Source organism: Psychrobacillus sp. 05T411, from assembly GCF_056396485.1.
In genome coordinates this window covers 36532-52918 of the sequence record NZ_JBFTLO010000028.1, presented here as the reverse complement: position 1 = coordinate 52918, position 16387 = coordinate 36532, and the positions used below count along the sequence as shown (strand labels likewise).

The window sequence follows — 16387 nt, the reverse complement described above, 5'->3', positions numbered from 1 at the left end:
CATCATCATTAAATGATGTCAAAATTGTTTTGCTATCAAGTTAACCGAAGTTAATCTTTCAAGCTATATTTCTTAACGTTTTGCATGTTCAGTTTTCAATGTTCATGTTGTCGTTTTGTTTTAGCGACATTTAATATCTTAACATTTCTCTTTGTCAGTGTCAACAACTTTTTTCAATTTGTTTTTCAAGTGAAATCAGTAGTGAAAATGACAACTTGATAACTATACCACCATCTAATATGTTTGACAAGTACTTTTCTCAAAAAAAGTTTATAAACTCTCAACATACTTTTGCAACACTACAAATAGAAGAAAGTTAAAAGAGAGACACCACAATTAGTAGTATCTCTCTTTTCAATCACCTATTAATTAATCTCTATGACGCATCGTTGGGAATAGCAACACATCACGAATAGAAGCTGAGTTCGTTAAAAGCATTACTAAACGGTCAATCCCTATTCCTAGTCCGCCTGTTGGAGGCATACCGTATTCTAATGCTTCTAAGAAATCTTCATCCATTTCATGCGCTTCGTCATTACCCGCTTCTTTTTCTACTAACTGCGCTTCGAAACGTTGACGTTGATCGATTGGATCATTTAACTCTGTAAATGCATTTGCATGCTCACGGCGCACAATGAATAATTCAAAGCGATCTGTGAAACGACCATCTTCTGGATTTTTCTTCGCAAGGGGTGATACTTCAACCGGATGTCCATAAATAAAGGTTGGTTGAACTAATGTTTCTTCTACTTTCTGTTCGAAGAATTCATTTAATACATGACCTACTTCCATAGAAGGTTTCACTTCTACTCCATGTTCTTTAGCCAATGCATGCGCTTCTTCTTTCGACATTTCTTTCCAGAAGTCTACTCCAGTAGTTTCTTTTACTGCATCCGCCATATGCCAACGTCTCCAGCCTGGTGCTAGATTAATCTCATCGTCACCATACATGATAGTTGTAGAACCTAATACTTCTTGTGCAACATGTGACACTAAGTTTTCCGTTAAGTTCATGATATCTTGATAGTCGGCGTACGCTTCATATAACTCAATCATCGTAAATTCTGGATTATGACGTGTTGAAACACCTTCATTACGGAATACACGGCCAATTTCATATACCTTTTCTAATCCACCTACTATTAAGCGTTTTAAATGTAACTCAATTGCGATACGCATATATAGTTCCATATCTAAAGCATTATGATGTGTAATGAATGGACGCGCTGCTGCTCCACCTGCAATAGAATGCAATAATGGTGTTTCCACTTCTAGGTAGCCTTGTCCATCAAGGTAACGACGCATAGATTGAATGATACGACTTCTAGTTATAAACGTTGTTTTGCTTTCATCACTTGTCATTAAATCTAAATAACGTTGACGGTAGCGTTGTTCTACGTCTTTTAGACCGTGGAATTTCTCAGGCATTGGACGTAGTGATTTTGTTAAAAATGTGAATTCAATCGCTTTAACAGATAATTCACCTACTTGTGTACGGAACACATTTCCTCGTACACCTACGATATCCCCTAAATCAGCGGAGTTGAATAGTTCATATGCATCGTCGCCAATTGCATCTTTTCGTACGTAAATTTGAATTTGACCGCCGAAGTCTTGGATATGAGCAAATCCTGCTTTCCCTTTTCCGCGCTTCGTCATAATACGTCCAGCAATAACTACTTCATGCGTTGTTTCTTCTAATTGTTCCTTAGTAAGCTCCTCAAATTCCGCAATTACTTGATTACTTAAATGCGTACGTACAAACTTGCCACCAAAAGGATCTAGTCCTTTTTCTTGTATTGCAGTCATCTTTTGTCTTCTCACCAAAAGTTGATCATTTAATTCTTCTATATTAGACATGTCGGTCACTCCTCCACTACTTACTGTTTCGCAAGTATCTTTTATAACATTGAACTTATTGTACACAATTTTGGCGCTCTGTTCATCTTTTTCATTCATCGTTCGATATTTTCCATTATTCAGATTACCTACTGAAATGGAAAGAGCCGTCACTAAACGTGACAGCCCTTCTTTTTGCCATTAAGCAAGAATTGAATCGACAGCGCTATATTCTTTCGAAGCTTCTTCCGCAAAATGATGCAAGTAATCTTTCAGCTCTTGTGCGCTTTCCGTTTGGTTAATCACATTTCTTGCTGTCCCATTTCCACGAATACCTTTTAAATACCAAGCAGCATGTTTGCGCATTTCCCTTACCGCTACTTTTTCGCCTTTTAAGGCAGCTAAACGATCAAAGTGCAACAAACATACATCAATTTTTTCTTGTGCAGTAGGTTCTGGCTTTAATTCACCAGTTTCTAAATATTCTACTGTACGGTAAATCATCCAAGGGTCTCCTAGCGCTGCGCGTCCAATCATAACAGCGTCGACACCCGTTTCGTCTAGCATACGTTTTGCATCTTGAGGAGTATTTACATCTCCATTCCCTATAACAGGGATATTCACCGATTCCTTCACTTGGCGAATTAAATCCCAATCCGCATGCCCTTCATACATTTGAAGACGAGTGCGACCATGTACTGCAACTGCCGCTCCGCCCGCACGCTCAACTGCACGTGCATTTTCTACTGCATATAGATGTTCATCATCCCAACCTGTACGCATTTTCACACTTACTGGTTTTTTTACCTTATCTACTACGGCTGAAACCATTTCGTAAATCTTTTCTGGGTCTAGAAGCCATCTAGCTCCTGCCTCACATTTGATAATTTTATTTACAGGACATCCCATATTAATATCAATGATGTCAGCAGACGTATGTTGATCTACATATTTTGCAGCTGCAACAAGCGTTTCTTTCTCTCCTCCAAAAATTTGAAGGGATAGTGGATTTTCACGCTCATCTATATAAAGCATACTTAATGTTTTTTCGTTTTTATGAACGATTCCTTTATCGCTAATCATTTCAGCGTAAACTAGTCCCGCTCCAAATTCTTTGACTGTTAAACGGAAAGCCGAGTTACAAATACCAGCCATCGGGGCTAGTACGACACGGTTATCCATCACGAAATCACCAATTTGAAATGGTTTTGTTGATGTAATTGTCATTATTATTCACCTTCTTTATGTTTCTCTATCTGTATAGTGTGTGAACTCGTCCACTCCATCGAAAGTTCTCCATAAATGGATGCCTTCTTTTTGAGTATCGGCAAGCTCTACGAAAGAACGATTTGTCCCAGGTTCTCTTAAATCCGAGTTTATTTCCGTTAATGGTATAAGCACGAAGCCTCTTTCTGTCATCCTTGGATGTGGAATAATGAGGTTCTCCGTTTTCACGTTCTCTTCATTATACAACAAAATGTCAAGGTCTACAGTTCGGGGACCCCAATGTATTTCTCTAGTTCGCCCTAGGTCCGCTTCTATTTCATTACATTTTTTTAGTAGTTCGTGCGGGTTTAATGAAGTCTTTAGCTCCACTACTATATTCAAAAACGTGGCCTGATCTACATAGCCGACCGGATCCGTTTCGTAAACTGAAGACACTTGGCATACTTTTACACCATTCGTAGCCTGTAATGATCGCACAGCCTGCTGAAGGAAAAGAAGACGATTCCCAATATTTGACCCTAATGAAATATACGCTCTATTCATAGCAACCCTCTCGTAATATCAACCGCAACCGAAGCATAATGTCCTGCAATCGGCGGATTAGGCTTTATTAACTGAATACGACAACCACTAACTTTCGCTTGATAGTCCTCTAGAATACGTGCAGCAATTCTTTCGGCAACTGCCTCTATTAATAAATACGGTTTACCTTCTACAATTTCCTTACATAACTCAAAAACTTCCGCATAGTTTACCGTTTCTTCCAAGTCATCGGTTTCTCCCGCTTTTTTTAAATCGCATGCTAACGTAATCGTTACGCGAAAGATTTGACCAAGCTTTGTTTCTTCTGCTAGCGCACCATGGTAGCCATAAAACTCTAAGTCATTTAAATGAATATAATCCATTACAGTGAATCCTCTCTTTCCTCATATATCTGTTTCCCTGTCAGTACATCCATCATTTTCGTCATACGTGCAATTTCTTTCACGTCATGTACACGGACCATATGGCAACCAAGTTGTAAACCATAACAAACGGTTGCACCTGTACCTTCCATTCGCTCGTTCACAGGAAGATTCAGCACATTACCGATTAAACGCTTACGAGACGTTGCTAGTAACACAGGATACCCCATATCGACTAAATCACCTAAATGCTGCATCATCCAAATATTTTGCTCCGTCGTTTTTCCAAAGCCAATCCCAGGGTCTAGCCATATATGTTCATCTGGAACGCCTGCCGCTTTTGCAATTTGAATACATTCTTCTAGGTCTTGCTTGGCTTCTGGCCAAAAGTCCTTATATACTTCGTTATCTCGGTTATGCATTAAAATAATCGGAACACTTAATTCAGCGGCTACTTCCGCGATTTTCGAATCTCTTTTTGCACCCCAAATATCATTAATAACATGTGCTCCTGCGAGGACTGCAGCTCGCGCAACTTCTGATTTATATGTATCGATTGAAATAACTGCATCGACTTCTGCACGAATTGCTTGTATAACTGGAACGACGCGCGCTATTTCTTCTTCATCTGAAATAACGGTATGTCCAGGTCTAGTCGACTCACCACCAACATCAATAATTTTTGCTCCTTCTACAACCATTTGCTTGGCGCGAGCAACGGCTGCCTCTATTTCGTTAAACTTCCCACCATCTGAAAAGGAATCAGGAGTAACATTTAGTATTCCCATCACAATCGTTTCTTTTTTAAAATCTAATGTAACTCCTCCACCTTCAAAGAGTTCAGTATGATATTGTAAATTCATCTTATTATCCTTTCTTCCTGAATACATTTTACATACGCATTATGTAGCGCCGTGTACATAGGACCTTGATTACCTAATAATTGTTTTCCATTTATCTCTTTAATAGGGACAATTTCTTGTACCGCATTTGTAATAAAAACCTCATCTGCCGCTTCTAATACATCTTTCGTAAACAAACCTTCTTCTACTTCAAAATTATGTAAAATCCATTCTCTTGTAATTCCAGCAAGTATCCCAGTTTCAAGCGATGGCGTATACAACTTCCCGTCTTTCACCCAAAATACATTGGACGTAATTCCTTCTGCAACAAATCCTTCTGCGGTCAGAAAAATACCCTCATGCGTTGCCAATGACTCTACTTCAAATCTCGCTTGTACATTATTTGCGAAATGATGGGATTTATGACGAATCTCACTTTCTGGTGAATTCCGAGTCGTTTTCAACCATATTGCTTTTTTCTCTGTACCTCGAGGAACAATATGCAAAGCTTTTCGAAATAAAATCACCGTAGGCTTCTCATAATGAGACGGCTGAAGTCCAATATCATGAACACCCGCTGAGATATTCAACCGAAAGTAGCCGTCTTGTCCATTATTCTCTTTCGTTAAAGCGCGGATAGCAGCTAAAATAATTTCTTTCTCATATGGCATTGTCATACGAAAATCAGCAAGAGCCTGAGAAAGACGCTTCCAATGTTCATCAAATAAAAAAACTTGCCCATCATATGTACGGAAGGTTTCAAAAAAGCCTAAGCCGTATAAAAAACCATGATCATATGCAGAAATAGTTAATTCACTACTATGATATAACTTTCCATTCTTCCAAGCGTCCATTTACACAAGCTCCTTTGCAAGAATCTCATATTTTTCGATAAAGTTTCGGATGAGTTTTTTCCCTTCTTCTGTCATGATGGACTCCGGGTGGTATTGCACCCCTTCAATAGCAAACTCTTCATGGCGTAATCCCATGATTTCTCCTTCTTCCGTCCAAGAAGTTACTTCCAAACAATTTGGCAGTGACTCTTTTTCCACAAGAAGAGAATGGTATCTTGTTGCTTGGAAAGGGTTCGGCATATGTTCATTTACCCCTTTGCCATTATGAAAAACAGGAGAGGTTTTCCCGTGCATTAATCTATTAGCTCGAATCACTTTTCCACCAAATGCTTGTCCGATCGATTGATGTCCTAAACATACCCCAAAGATAGGGATTTTCCCGGCAAAATGCGTGATGACATTTAAGCTAATACCCGCTTCGTTGGGCGTACAAGGTCCTGGTGAGACAACAATGATTTGAGGTGCTAGCTGTTCGATATCATTTATCGTTAATTCATCATTCCGAACAACCTTCACTTCAACCCCTATTTCCCCAATATATTGAACGAGATTATATGTGAAAGAATCGTAGTTATCAATCATTAAAATCATTTGCTTTCCCCCTCTGCCATCGCCTTTGCTTGCCAAACTGCTTTTGCTTTGTTTAATGACTCCACGTATTCAGCACTAGGAATGGAATCAATGACAATACCAGCCCCCGCTTGGATATACGCCATCTCATCTTGAATAAACGCGGTGCGAATCACAATATTGAACTCTAAATCACCTGAAAACCCTAACCATCCAATAGATCCTGTATATATCCCTCTACGAACTGGTTCCAGCTCCTCGATAATTTCCATTGTACGAATTTTAGGAGCCCCTGTAATTGTTCCACCAGGAAACATTGCTCGCACAATCTCCGTATTCGATACTCCTTTACGTAATGTCCCTTTTACATTGGAAACTATATGCATGACATGCGAATATCGTTCAATGACCATGAACTCGTCTACTTCGACTGTTCCATATGTAGATACTTTCCCTAAGTCATTTCGTTCTAGGTCTACAAGCATTACATGTTCTGCGCGTTCTTTTTCATTGTCGATTAGTTCATTTGCTAAGGCGATATCTTCCGCATCACTTTTACCGCGAGGTCTCGTCCCTGCAATCGGGCGAGTGGATAATTCTGACCCCTTTTTCTTCACTAATAATTCTGGCGACCCTGATACAACTGCAAATTCCGGCGAATGAATAAATGCCATATAAGGAGATGGATTAAAAGCTCTTAATGCTTCATACATAGCAATTGGTTCAACCTTCAACTCTTTTGATTGGCGAACGGATAAATTTACTTGAAAAACATCGCCTTGCGCAATATATTGCTGTACTTTTCGAACAGCCTCTTCAAACCCAGAAGAATCTACAGATACATGTAATTTCGAATGATCTTCTGCTACTTCCACTGCAGCTCCTGATTGAAAAACGCTTGAAGCAATACCCATTTCAGCAGCCAATCTATATTGTTCTTCTAATTTCACCAAATCTACCTCGCTCGAAGATAGCTTCATCAGCGTGACAACTTCCGTCTCCATATCTAATACCACCCAGACATCAAACAAATAAAAGTATAGGTCGGGAATATGTAAATCATCTGCCGCTATTGTCGGTAGCACTTCTATTTTTCTCGCATAATCATAGCTAATAAAACCAGCAGCTCCACCCTGGAAATCCGGCAACTCTTCTTCAAATGGTAGTTTATAAGAAGCGACTAGCTTTTCTAACTCCGCAAGCGCTTCTCCCTCACGTTCTTCTACCCTTCCATCTCGCCATTCAATAAGTAATCCAGTTTCGGTAGATTGGGTCACAGCTAACGGATTCCAAGCAGCTACAGACAAATGACCTCCCCGTCCACTTTCAAAAAATAAATGATGAGTTTCCTCTTTTGTTATTTTTTTATATGCATAAAAAAACGCCGCTTTTGATAATTGAAATGCATGCGTTTGAAGTTGTAATTCCATTTTTTCATATCCTCCTAAAAAAGGTTTGCCTTCATCTTAACTTGAAACTGCTCCTTCTCGCCACAAAAAAGAGAGAAAGCAATAAATGCCTCCTCTCTACTTTCGTTTATTAATCTTCGAATTGGTATAAAGGTGTACTTAAATAACGCTCTCCGTTATCAGGAATAATTGCTACTACCTTTTTCCCTTTGCCAAGTTCTTTTGCAAGTTGAATCGCCGCATAAATAGCTGCTCCTGCAGAAACTCCACCTAAAATTCCTTCTAATTTTGCTACCTCACGGGACGTTTCATACGCGTCCTCATTCGATACTTGCGTAATAGTATCATAAATTTGCGTATCCAATACTTTTGGAACAAATCCAGCTCCAATTCCTTGGATTTTATGTGGACCTGGTTTACCACCAGATAGTACGTTTGAATCTTGTGGTTCTACTGCAACGACTTGAATTCCTGGGAATTTCTCTTTTAATACGCTACCTGCACCAGTAATCGTTCCACCAGTTCCAATTCCTGATACAAACCCGTGTAATTCATCAAACGCTTCTGCAATTTCAGGACCTGTAGTTAGGCGGTGAATTTCTGGGTTTGCCGCGTTGTTAAATTGTTGTGGCATAAACCATCCATTTTCATTTGCCAATTCTTCCGATTTAGCAATTGCGCCTTTCATACCATCTGCTCCAGGTGTTAGTACAAGTTCAGCTCCATATGCACGAAGCAAGTTTCTACGCTCTAAACTCATTGTATCTGGCATTACTAGTACTGCATTATACCCTTTTGCAGCGGCAATCATTGCTAGTCCAATTCCTGTGTTACCACTAGTTGGTTCAATGATTGTACTACCCTCTTTTAATTTTCCTTCTTTTTCAGCCGCTTCAATCATTGCAAATGCAATACGGTCTTTTACACTACTACCAGGATTGAAGTATTCTAGTTTTACGTAAACTTCTGCATCTTCTGGGTTCGTTACTCTGTTTAACTTTACGATCGGTGTTTTTCCAATTAATTCTAATACGGATTGTGCTAGCTTCGTCATAGTTCCACTCCTAATCCCTACTTAGTTAATAGGTTTTATTTTCTTAATCATACCAATGTTACAGATGGATTGTCAATAATGGTAATAAAATAAAAGCACACTCCTAAGAGTATGCTTTTATTTCTCGCTATAAAACCAATCTGCATTAAATTCTTCCCAAAATGTTTCTTGTGTAACTGATCGCGACAATTGATCTAGTGCGAGCTCTCTACGAATATGATCTTCTACATCCGAGAACGAAAAAGACTGCCCTTCAAATACACTATTCACTTGTGCAACTGCAAAACGACCATCTGTTAATGGAATAACATCACTCCATTTACCCGCATCTATTTTCGGTAAGGTTTTCCATAATGCTTCGTCTACTGTTTCAGTACCTTCCGCAATATATCCAATATCCCCACCTAAACTAGCTGAGCTTACATCAGAAGAACGCTCTCTTGCTAATCCATCAAACGAGGAACCATTTTTCAGTTCTTTCACTACTTCTTTTGCTTCAGCTTCTGTTGCACTATAAATAACGCTTGTACGATAAGACGTCGGTATATTGTATAAGTTTTTATTGTTCTCATAAAATGCTTGAATATCCGCATCTTCAATAACGATGTCTTTCGCCAATACTTTTTCTAAAATTAGTCGTGCACGAACTTTTTTACGCATCACTTCTTCATCGAATGATTGAAATGATGTATCAACCCCTTCTTGAGTTGATCGAATCAGTGCAAGCTCCAAGTCGATTTCTGCGTCATTTACTTTAATATTGTTTTTTTCAGCCGCTGCTTCCATTACTTCTGCATTGACCATGTCCAATAAAACTTCTTTTCCATACATGGACTCCATCGAAGCCATCCATTGCTCTTTTGTAATAACTTTTCCATCAACTGAAGCGACTTCTTCTTTCGTTTCGACAACCTTATCATTCGGTATTAACCAAGCAATGAACCAAAGTAAATTACCCAGTAATAGGACGCCGAGTACGAGAAGTACTGGTTTCGTTTTTAAACGTCGTTTGGGTTGAGATTCTTCGTCATTACGCATTGATTTCATCGATAAATGACTCCAATTCATCTACAGAGTAATTATATTTTTCCATACAGAAATGACATTGTGCTTCGGCTCCTCCATCTTCCGCAATCATTTCGCGAATCTCACTTTCCCCCAAACTGATGATGGCAGTTCCAAATCTTTCTTTGGAGCAATTACATTCGAATGCAACTGGCATTGTACTCAATATCTGTACATTTTCTTGCCCCAAAATCTCAAATAGCAATTCCTCTGGAGTTAAACCTTTTTCGATCATTTTAGAAACTGGCTCCATTTTATTTAAATGTTCCTCGATTATTGTAATTGTTTCATCGTCCGTACCTGGCATTAGTTGTATAACAAATCCACCTGCAGCTAAAATCGTATTATCAGGATTAACTAAAACACCAAGTCCTACAGAAGATGGTACTTGTTCTGATACAGCAAAATAATACGTAAAGTCTTCTGCAATTTCACCAGAAGTAATTGGCACTTGCCCTGTAAAGAAATCTCTCATACCTAAATCTTTAACCATTGTAAGAGTACCTTCTGTTCCTACTGCACGACGAACATCTAATTTTCCTTTTTCATTCAACTCAAAATGGGTTTGTGGGTTTGTCACATATCCACGCACTTCCCCTTTGGCATTACTATCAATTACCATTGGACCAATCGGACCATTTCCTTCTATTTTAACCGTGATCTTGTCTTCGCCTTTTAACATTGCTCCCATCATTACAGCAGCAGTCATTGATCTGCCAAGTGCCGCTGATGCTGTCGGCCACGTCTCATGTCGACGTTGTGCTTCTCCTACTGTATCTGTTGTTCGAACGGCAAATGCCCGAACACTTCCTTCAAAAGCTAAAGCTCTTACTAAATAGTCTTTCATTTATTTTATCCCTCTTTCATCCATATTTCGTTGATATATTAAGTATAATCCTTTTAACGTTAAGAAAGGATCAATAACGTCTATTACCGTTGTTTCTTCTCCTATCAAAGAAGCCATTCCCCCAGTCGCAATTACTGTAGGGACCTTTTTCGAATTCTTTTTCATCCGATTCACAATACCATCAACTTGCCCTACATAACCATATACAATACCTGCTTGCATAGCCGATACAGTATTTTTCCCAATGATATGCTCAGGTCTTGTTAGTTCAATTCGAGGAAGTTTACTCGCTTTCGTAAACAATGCTTCTGTCGATATACCGATACCTGGAGCAATAGCGCCCCCCATATATTCACCTTTCTCGTTTACATAACAAAATGTTGTCGCAGTACCGAAATCTACAATAATAAGAGGTGATCCATATTCATGGATGGCAGCAACCGCATTTACAATTCGATCCGCTCCCACTTCACGAGGGTTTTCATATTTAATATTTAAGCCGGTTTTAACACCTGGACCTACTATTAATGGTTTTATACCAAAATATTTTTTACACATCGCCTCTAAAGAAAACATAATTGGAGGTACTACAGATGAAATAATAATTCCTTCAATTTGCTCAAAAGTTATATTTGCATGGGAAAATAATGCCTTCACTTGCATACCATACTCGTCCTCTGTTTTCAGACGATCTGTTTCCATCCGCCAATGATGGATTAACGCATCATTTTCATATACCCCTAATACGATGTTCGTATTCCCTGTATCTAACACAAGTATCATCTGGCTTGTCCCAACTCTCTCGTAAGTTTTCCAAAATATCATACCATATATAAGGTCACGAACAAAAGCACAGTAACCTAGCTCTGCTCTACCCTACCCTGCCCTATAAACGGAAACGCCGGATGTAATGCTGCGCAGTATAGGGAAACTGCGTGGTAGTGAGGCGACTAAAGTGTCCACTGCGATTTTCGCTACAGGACGGACGCTTTCCGTGGGGCGAGTGATGAGCTTTCACCGCCGCTTGCGCGTACGTTGTGAAGTCTCATCTTACTCACTTGATCCCACTGGAGTCGCCGCCTGCAGCGAAAATCAATGAAAATTGCCCAATTATTGAGATCCCATATTAACAATATTAAGACATATAATTCCTATAATAGGTCGGAATTATAGTTGTCTCACATCAAGTAAAGAGCCATTTTGAGAATTGGTTGCTTTCACGAGTAATTTGGTTGCTCTCGTGCTGATTTAGTTGCTTTCCATATAGAACTGGTTGCTCCCAGTCATCGGTTGGTTGCCCTTAACCATTTATTGGATGAATGCAATGAAAAAACTGGTTAAAATTTTGTTTTTTAACGGGATGGTATGGATAATTGGGCAATTTCTTTTGATTTTCGCTGTTGGCGGCGACTCCTGCCGGATGAGTGGGCAAATGAGACATCGCAGGCGTACGCCTGAGGGCGGCGGGGATGGCTCATCGCTCACCCGGCGGAAAGCGTACGGCTGTAGCGAAAATCACATCGGATACCTCATTCAACTCACTACGTCGCCGTTTCCCTAAACAGCGGCATACCTTGTGTTGTCGAGAAAAAGTCTTTTCAAGTACTATAGATCCCATAATTCCCAAAGCAAAGAAAAAAGCTGATTGCCTCGCACGGGTGCGACAAACAATCAGCTTTCCTATTCTATTAATCTCTTCGTTCTTCTTGAATTGCTTTATCTGGTATGCTCGCGGTACTTTCTTCTTTTGGTAAATCACCAGTAGATGGATCTGCAGGAGCTCCTACCGCTTCAGCTGATTCTTCTTTTTTAAGATTTACTTCTATTTCCTGATTTGCTTTTTCATAAGGTCTCTCAGGAAGTGTTCCATGCTCTTCTAAATGCTTGATCTGAGCTGCATCGAGTGTCTCTACCTCTAATAACGTGTTGGCGATTAGATTTAATAATTCGCGTCTTTCCGTTAAGATTTGTTTTGTGCGCTCGTATTGTTCTTTAATCATTGTTTGCATTTCATGGTCAATTTCGTAGGCAATCTTATCCGAATAGTTTTGTTCCGAATTAAAGTCACGTCCAAGGAAGACATTTCCTCCTTGCGCTTGACCGAATTGCATTGGACCAAGCTTGTCACTCATCCCGTATTCAGTAACCATACTTCTTACAATACCAGTCGCACGTTGGAAGTCATTATGTGCACCAGTAGATACTTCACCAAATGTAATATCTTCGGCTACACGACCACCTAATAATCCCGCTACTTTATCTAGCAACTCTGGTTTTGTCATGAAGTAACGATCTTCTTTTGGTAACATTACTGCATATCCGCCTGCTTGACCACGAGGTACGATTGTCACTTTATGAACGATTTCCGCATCATCTAGTGTTAGCCCGATAACCACATGCCCTGCTTCATGGAATGCAACAATATTGCGTTCTTTTTTAGAAATGACTTTACCTGATTTAGCAGGACCAGCGATTACACGGTCTGTTGCTTCATCGATATCACTCATATCTACTTTTTTCTTATTACGTCTAGCTGCAACAAGTGCTGCCTCGTTTAATAAGTTTTCTAAATCTGCACCAGAGAACCCTGGAGTACGTTGAGCAATTGCTTTTAAATCTACTGATTCATCCAGTGGTTTGTTACGGGCATGTACTTGAAGTACTGCTTCACGTCCTTTAACATCAGGACGACCTACTGTAATTTGACGGTCAAAACGACCTGGACGAAGAAGTGCTGGGTCTAAAATATCCGGTCTGTTCGTTGCAGCGATAATAATAATACCTTCGTTTGCCCCGAAACCATCCATTTCAACTAGCAACTGGTTAAGTGTTTGTTCACGCTCATCGTGACCTCCACCAAGACCAGCTCCACGTTGACGACCTACTGCATCAATTTCATCGATAAAAATAATACATGGTGCATTTTTTTTCGCATTTTCAAATAAGTCACGTACACGGGATGCCCCGACACCGACAAACATTTCTACGAAATCCGATCCACTAATAGAGAAGAACGGCACGCCCGCTTCCCCCGCAACAGCACGAGCAAGCAATGTCTTACCAGTACCCGGAGGACCTACTAACAAAATCCCCTTCGGAATACGCGCTCCAATTTCCACGAATTTGCGTGGATCTTTTAAGAAATCTACTACTTCTACTAGTTCAGCTTTTTCTTCATCTGCACCAGCAACATCTGTAAACCTAACTTTTTTCTTTTCATTATCATATAATTTTGCCTTACTCTTACCGAAGTTCATCACACGGTTACCACCGCCTTGTGATTGACTTAGTAAGAAGAAGAATAAAATAATGATAATTAGAAACGGTAACAATCCAGTGAAAAATTGAACCCAGCCACTCGTTTTCGGAGCTTCTACGATATCAACTTGAACTGCATTTGCTTCCGCTAATGATAAAACCTTCGTTTGTGCTTGTTCAAAGTTATACGGAAGCTTTGTTAAGAAAGTTTCTCCTTCTTCATAACCCTTCATCTTACCTTCAACAAAATAAACTCCTTGTTCAGGCTGCATACTAAAGCTTGTTACTTCTCCATTTGCAAGAGAAGTCATAAATTCGTCATAACGAATATTTTTAGTTGGTTGATTGCCCGAATTAAACGTCGCAAATATCCCAACAATTACAAAAAATATCAATAAGTATAATATAGCGTAGCGCAATGCTCGATTCATTCCCAGCCTCCTCACAAGGTAAACAGAAAAACTAATGATAATCTTATCACACCAATTTTTTAACGTACAATGAAAAGCCTTTTAGTGTAACATTTAAATTAAAAAGAATAAACTTCCTTCTTCAATACACCAACATACGGTAAATTACGGTATTTTTCTGCATAGTCTAATCCATAACCAACAACAAATGCATCTGGAACTTCAAATCCAACATAATCTGCTTTAAGATCTACTTTTCTTCCAGTTGGTTTATCCAGTAATGTAACAAGTTTAATCGATTTTGCTTTACGATACTTGAACAGGTCTACTAGATAGCTCAAAGTCATCCCGCTATCAATGATGTCTTCAATGATTAAAATATCGCGACCTTCCACACTAGTGTTTAAGTCTTTAATGATTTTCACTTCTCCTGAAGACACGGTAGCGTTTCCATAACTAGAAACATCCATATAATCCATTTCAATATACGTGTCTACACGCTTCATCAAATCTGACATAAAAGGCATAGCCCCTTTTAAAATACCAATAGCAAGCGGGAACTTATCTTTGTATTCAGCTGTTAATGTTTCACCTAATTCACGCACTTTTTCTTCGATTTGTTCTTCTGTTAATAAAACGTTAAGTATGTCTTTTTCTAACATATTTAGTCCCCCCTAATGATTAGTCTCGCTTTATGTATAAGACATAGTTTTGCGAGTGATATTTCTTTGAAAATCTTTCTCCATAACGAAGTCCAATTACTGCCATTATTTCTTTTTTCGATGTTACAAGTAGTGGCCACTCTATTCTTTCCAGTGCGGAAACTTTTTCATCAATAAATACTCTAGATACTTTTTTAGGAGAAATCATCCCTTTTATCTGGATCCGATCTCCTTCCTCTCTTTGACGGATAGACAACGGGAGGGAATCGTTTTCCAGTTGGACAAACCACTTTTCACCAGCAATAGCATTAGTCAAGTTTCTAGATAAATAGATGGAATAACCAGCACCAATATGGATCCAACTATCCTCTTCCACTACATTCCTAGTAAGGCTAGGTTGTTGTTTAACAGAGGAAAACTGAACTTTATTGTAATGACGTGCGAGGAAATAATCCTGAGGCAAATGAATAACAATATTGCCATCATCCTTATTACAAGCAGCCAAAATGGAATCGATTAAGTGATCATTAAGAAGTATTTCGGAGTTGTTGTATAGATACTTTAATAGTAGTAGAATCACTCTTCTTTGTAAAGCAATGGGCACTTCTATAAAGCACTTTGTATCTATAAAAAAAACACCTTCTTGATCAACTGTCACAAGCTGTTCATACTTTTGTCTGGCCATATTTTGGAGAAAGTCCTCATCCTGCTGTTGTTTTTCCACAAATCTACGAATACTGTCGCTTATATTGGGATTTTCTTCTTTTAACAGTGGAACAATTGTATGACGAATACGATTCCTAGTATATGTATGTTTATCATTGCTTGGATCATGTCTAAATGATAACTCATTGAATCGAATAAACTCAAAAATCTCGTTTTTCGTTACACATAGAAACGGACGGATGATATTCCCTTCAGAGAAAGGTCTTGTTCTTGGTATTCCTGTAATAGTAGAGGAATTAGCACCTCTTGCTAGTGACATAATGACGGATTCGATTTGATCATCTGCATGATGACCTAGCGCTAGCTTGTTGTAATCGAAGTTTTTCATTGTTTGTTCAAAAAAGGAGTATCGCTCTTGTCGACATATTACTTGTACATTTCCACCTTCAACAGCAACCCTCTTCGGTACTTCAAGGGTTGCTGCGTAAAATGGAATACCTAGGCTAACCGCAAAACGTTCGACAAATCTCATGTCCTCTGCCGATTCTTCTCCTCTCAACTGATGGTCTGTATGCACAATTCCCATTTCGACCTGATATATTTCTTTTAAATTATTTAATGCTTGTACTAATGCGATAGAATCAGCACCACCAGAACAAGCAACGAGAAGACGTTCCCCTTCTTTTATAAGTTGATGCTTATCTATATATTCTTTTACTTTTCGAACGAACGGATGCATCTTTTCACCTTTTTTCTTTTGTTCTGCCCGGATGCTTTTC

Annotated in this window: 15 protein-coding genes; all 15 read right to left on the bottom strand. The window is 39.1% G+C overall.

Going from position 1 to position 16387, the window contains the following annotated elements; translation table 11 throughout:
• Positions 1-369: 369 nt before the first annotated feature.
• Positions 370-1860: a lysine--tRNA ligase gene (lysS, locus tag AC1DFT_RS17170; protein ID WP_478160247.1), complete on the bottom strand. Its 1491-nt coding sequence runs from the start codon at positions 1858-1860 to the stop codon at positions 370-372.
• A gap of 180 nt (positions 1861-2040) precedes the next feature.
• Positions 2041-3066, bottom strand: a complete 1026-nt coding sequence (dusB, locus tag AC1DFT_RS17165) for a tRNA dihydrouridine synthase DusB (protein WP_478160245.1) — start codon at positions 3064-3066, stop codon at positions 2041-2043.
• Positions 3067-3081: 15 nt separating this feature from the next.
• Positions 3082-3609: a 2-amino-4-hydroxy-6-hydroxymethyldihydropteridine diphosphokinase gene (folK, locus tag AC1DFT_RS17160; protein WP_478160243.1), complete on the bottom strand. Its 528-nt coding sequence runs from the start codon at positions 3607-3609 to the stop codon at positions 3082-3084.
• On the bottom strand, positions 3606-3971 hold the full coding sequence (folB, locus tag AC1DFT_RS17155) for a dihydroneopterin aldolase (RefSeq protein WP_478160241.1): 366 nt from the start codon (positions 3969-3971) through the stop codon (positions 3606-3608). Before folB ends, folK begins: the two co-directional genes overlap by 4 nt.
• Positions 3971-4834 (bottom strand): dihydropteroate synthase, encoded by an 864-nt coding sequence (gene folP / locus AC1DFT_RS17150; RefSeq protein WP_478160239.1) that lies wholly within the window; start codon positions 4832-4834, stop codon positions 3971-3973. Before folP ends, folB begins: the two co-directional genes overlap by 1 nt.
• A complete protein-coding gene (gene pabC / locus AC1DFT_RS17145; protein ID WP_478160237.1) occupies positions 4831-5667 on the bottom strand; it encodes an aminodeoxychorismate lyase in 837 nt (278 codons plus the stop codon). Before pabC ends, folP begins: the two co-directional genes overlap by 4 nt.
• Positions 5668-6258, bottom strand: a complete 591-nt coding sequence (gene pabA, locus AC1DFT_RS17140; RefSeq protein ID WP_478160235.1) for an aminodeoxychorismate/anthranilate synthase component II — start codon at positions 6256-6258, stop codon at positions 5668-5670.
• Positions 6255-7667 carry an anthranilate synthase component I family protein gene (locus AC1DFT_RS17135; protein ID WP_478160233.1) on the bottom strand — a complete coding sequence of 471 codons (1413 nt, stop codon included), beginning with the start codon at positions 7665-7667 and terminating at the stop codon, positions 6255-6257. Before AC1DFT_RS17135 ends, pabA begins: the two co-directional genes overlap by 4 nt.
• A 109-nt stretch (positions 7668-7776) precedes the next feature.
• Positions 7777-8700: a cysteine synthase A gene (gene cysK, locus AC1DFT_RS17130; protein WP_478160231.1), complete on the bottom strand. Its 924-nt coding sequence runs from the start codon at positions 8698-8700 to the stop codon at positions 7777-7779.
• A gap of 117 nt (positions 8701-8817) precedes the next feature.
• The gene (locus AC1DFT_RS17125) at positions 8818-9747 is read right to left on the bottom strand and encodes a peptidyl-prolyl cis-trans isomerase (protein ID WP_478160229.1); all 930 of its coding nucleotides are present in this window, start codon (positions 9745-9747) and stop codon (positions 8818-8820) included.
• Positions 9731-10612, bottom strand: coding sequence for an Hsp33 family molecular chaperone HslO (gene hslO / locus AC1DFT_RS17120; protein ID WP_478160227.1), 882 nt, complete (start codon positions 10610-10612; stop codon positions 9731-9733). The genes AC1DFT_RS17125 and hslO overlap by 17 nt, the downstream gene beginning before the upstream one ends.
• Positions 10613-11395, bottom strand: a complete 783-nt coding sequence (locus AC1DFT_RS17115) for a type III pantothenate kinase (RefSeq protein ID WP_478160225.1) — start codon at positions 11393-11395, stop codon at positions 10613-10615.
• 905 nt (positions 11396-12300) lie between these two features.
• Positions 12301-14301: an ATP-dependent zinc metalloprotease FtsH gene (ftsH, locus tag AC1DFT_RS17110; RefSeq protein WP_478160223.1), complete on the bottom strand. Its 2001-nt coding sequence runs from the start codon at positions 14299-14301 to the stop codon at positions 12301-12303.
• 98 nt (positions 14302-14399) lie between these two features.
• Positions 14400-14942 carry a hypoxanthine phosphoribosyltransferase gene (hpt, locus tag AC1DFT_RS17105; RefSeq protein WP_478160221.1) on the bottom strand — a complete coding sequence of 181 codons (543 nt, stop codon included), beginning with the start codon at positions 14940-14942 and terminating at the stop codon, positions 14400-14402.
• Positions 14943-14961: 19 nt separating this feature from the next.
• Positions 14962-16347, bottom strand: a complete 1386-nt coding sequence (gene tilS, locus AC1DFT_RS17100) for a tRNA lysidine(34) synthetase TilS (RefSeq protein ID WP_478160219.1) — start codon at positions 16345-16347, stop codon at positions 14962-14964.
• Positions 16348-16387 lie beyond the last annotated feature (40 nt).

Excerpts from the sequence above, each read along its gene's own strand:
- lysS (WP_478160247.1), bottom strand. The coding sequence starts at position 1,860 with ATGTCTAATATAGAAGAATTAAATGATCAACTTTTGGTGAGAAGACAA.
- dusB (WP_478160245.1), bottom strand. The coding sequence starts at position 3,066 with ATGACAATTACATCAACAAAACCATTTCAAATTGGTGATTTCGTGATG.
- folK (WP_478160243.1), bottom strand. The coding sequence starts at position 3,609 with ATGAATAGAGCGTATATTTCATTAGGGTCAAATATTGGGAATCGTCTT.
- folB (WP_478160241.1), bottom strand. The coding sequence starts at position 3,971 with ATGGATTATATTCATTTAAATGACTTAGAGTTTTATGGCTACCATGGT.
- folP (WP_478160239.1), bottom strand. The coding sequence starts at position 4,834 with ATGAATTTACAATATCATACTGAACTCTTTGAAGGTGGAGGAGTTACA.
- pabC (WP_478160237.1), bottom strand. The coding sequence starts at position 5,667 with ATGGACGCTTGGAAGAATGGAAAGTTATATCATAGTAGTGAATTAACT.
- pabA (WP_478160235.1), bottom strand. The coding sequence starts at position 6,258 with ATGATTTTAATGATTGATAACTACGATTCTTTCACATATAATCTCGTT.
- AC1DFT_RS17135 (WP_478160233.1), bottom strand. The coding sequence starts at position 7,667 with ATGGAATTACAACTTCAAACGCATGCATTTCAATTATCAAAAGCGGCG.
- cysK (WP_478160231.1), bottom strand. The coding sequence starts at position 8,700 with ATGACGAAGCTAGCACAATCCGTATTAGAATTAATTGGAAAAACACCG.
- AC1DFT_RS17125 (WP_478160229.1), bottom strand. The coding sequence starts at position 9,747 with ATGAAATCAATGCGTAATGACGAAGAATCTCAACCCAAACGACGTTTA.
- hslO (WP_478160227.1), bottom strand. The coding sequence starts at position 10,612 with ATGAAAGACTATTTAGTAAGAGCTTTAGCTTTTGAAGGAAGTGTTCGG.
- AC1DFT_RS17115 (WP_478160225.1), bottom strand. The coding sequence starts at position 11,395 with ATGATACTTGTGTTAGATACAGGGAATACGAACATCGTATTAGGGGTA.
- ftsH (WP_478160223.1), bottom strand. The coding sequence starts at position 14,301 with ATGAATCGAGCATTGCGCTACGCTATATTATACTTATTGATATTTTTT.
- hpt (WP_478160221.1), bottom strand. The coding sequence starts at position 14,942 with ATGTTAGAAAAAGACATACTTAACGTTTTATTAACAGAAGAACAAATC.
- tilS (WP_478160219.1), bottom strand. The coding sequence starts at position 16,347 with ATGCATCCGTTCGTTCGAAAAGTAAAAGAATATATAGATAAGCATCAA.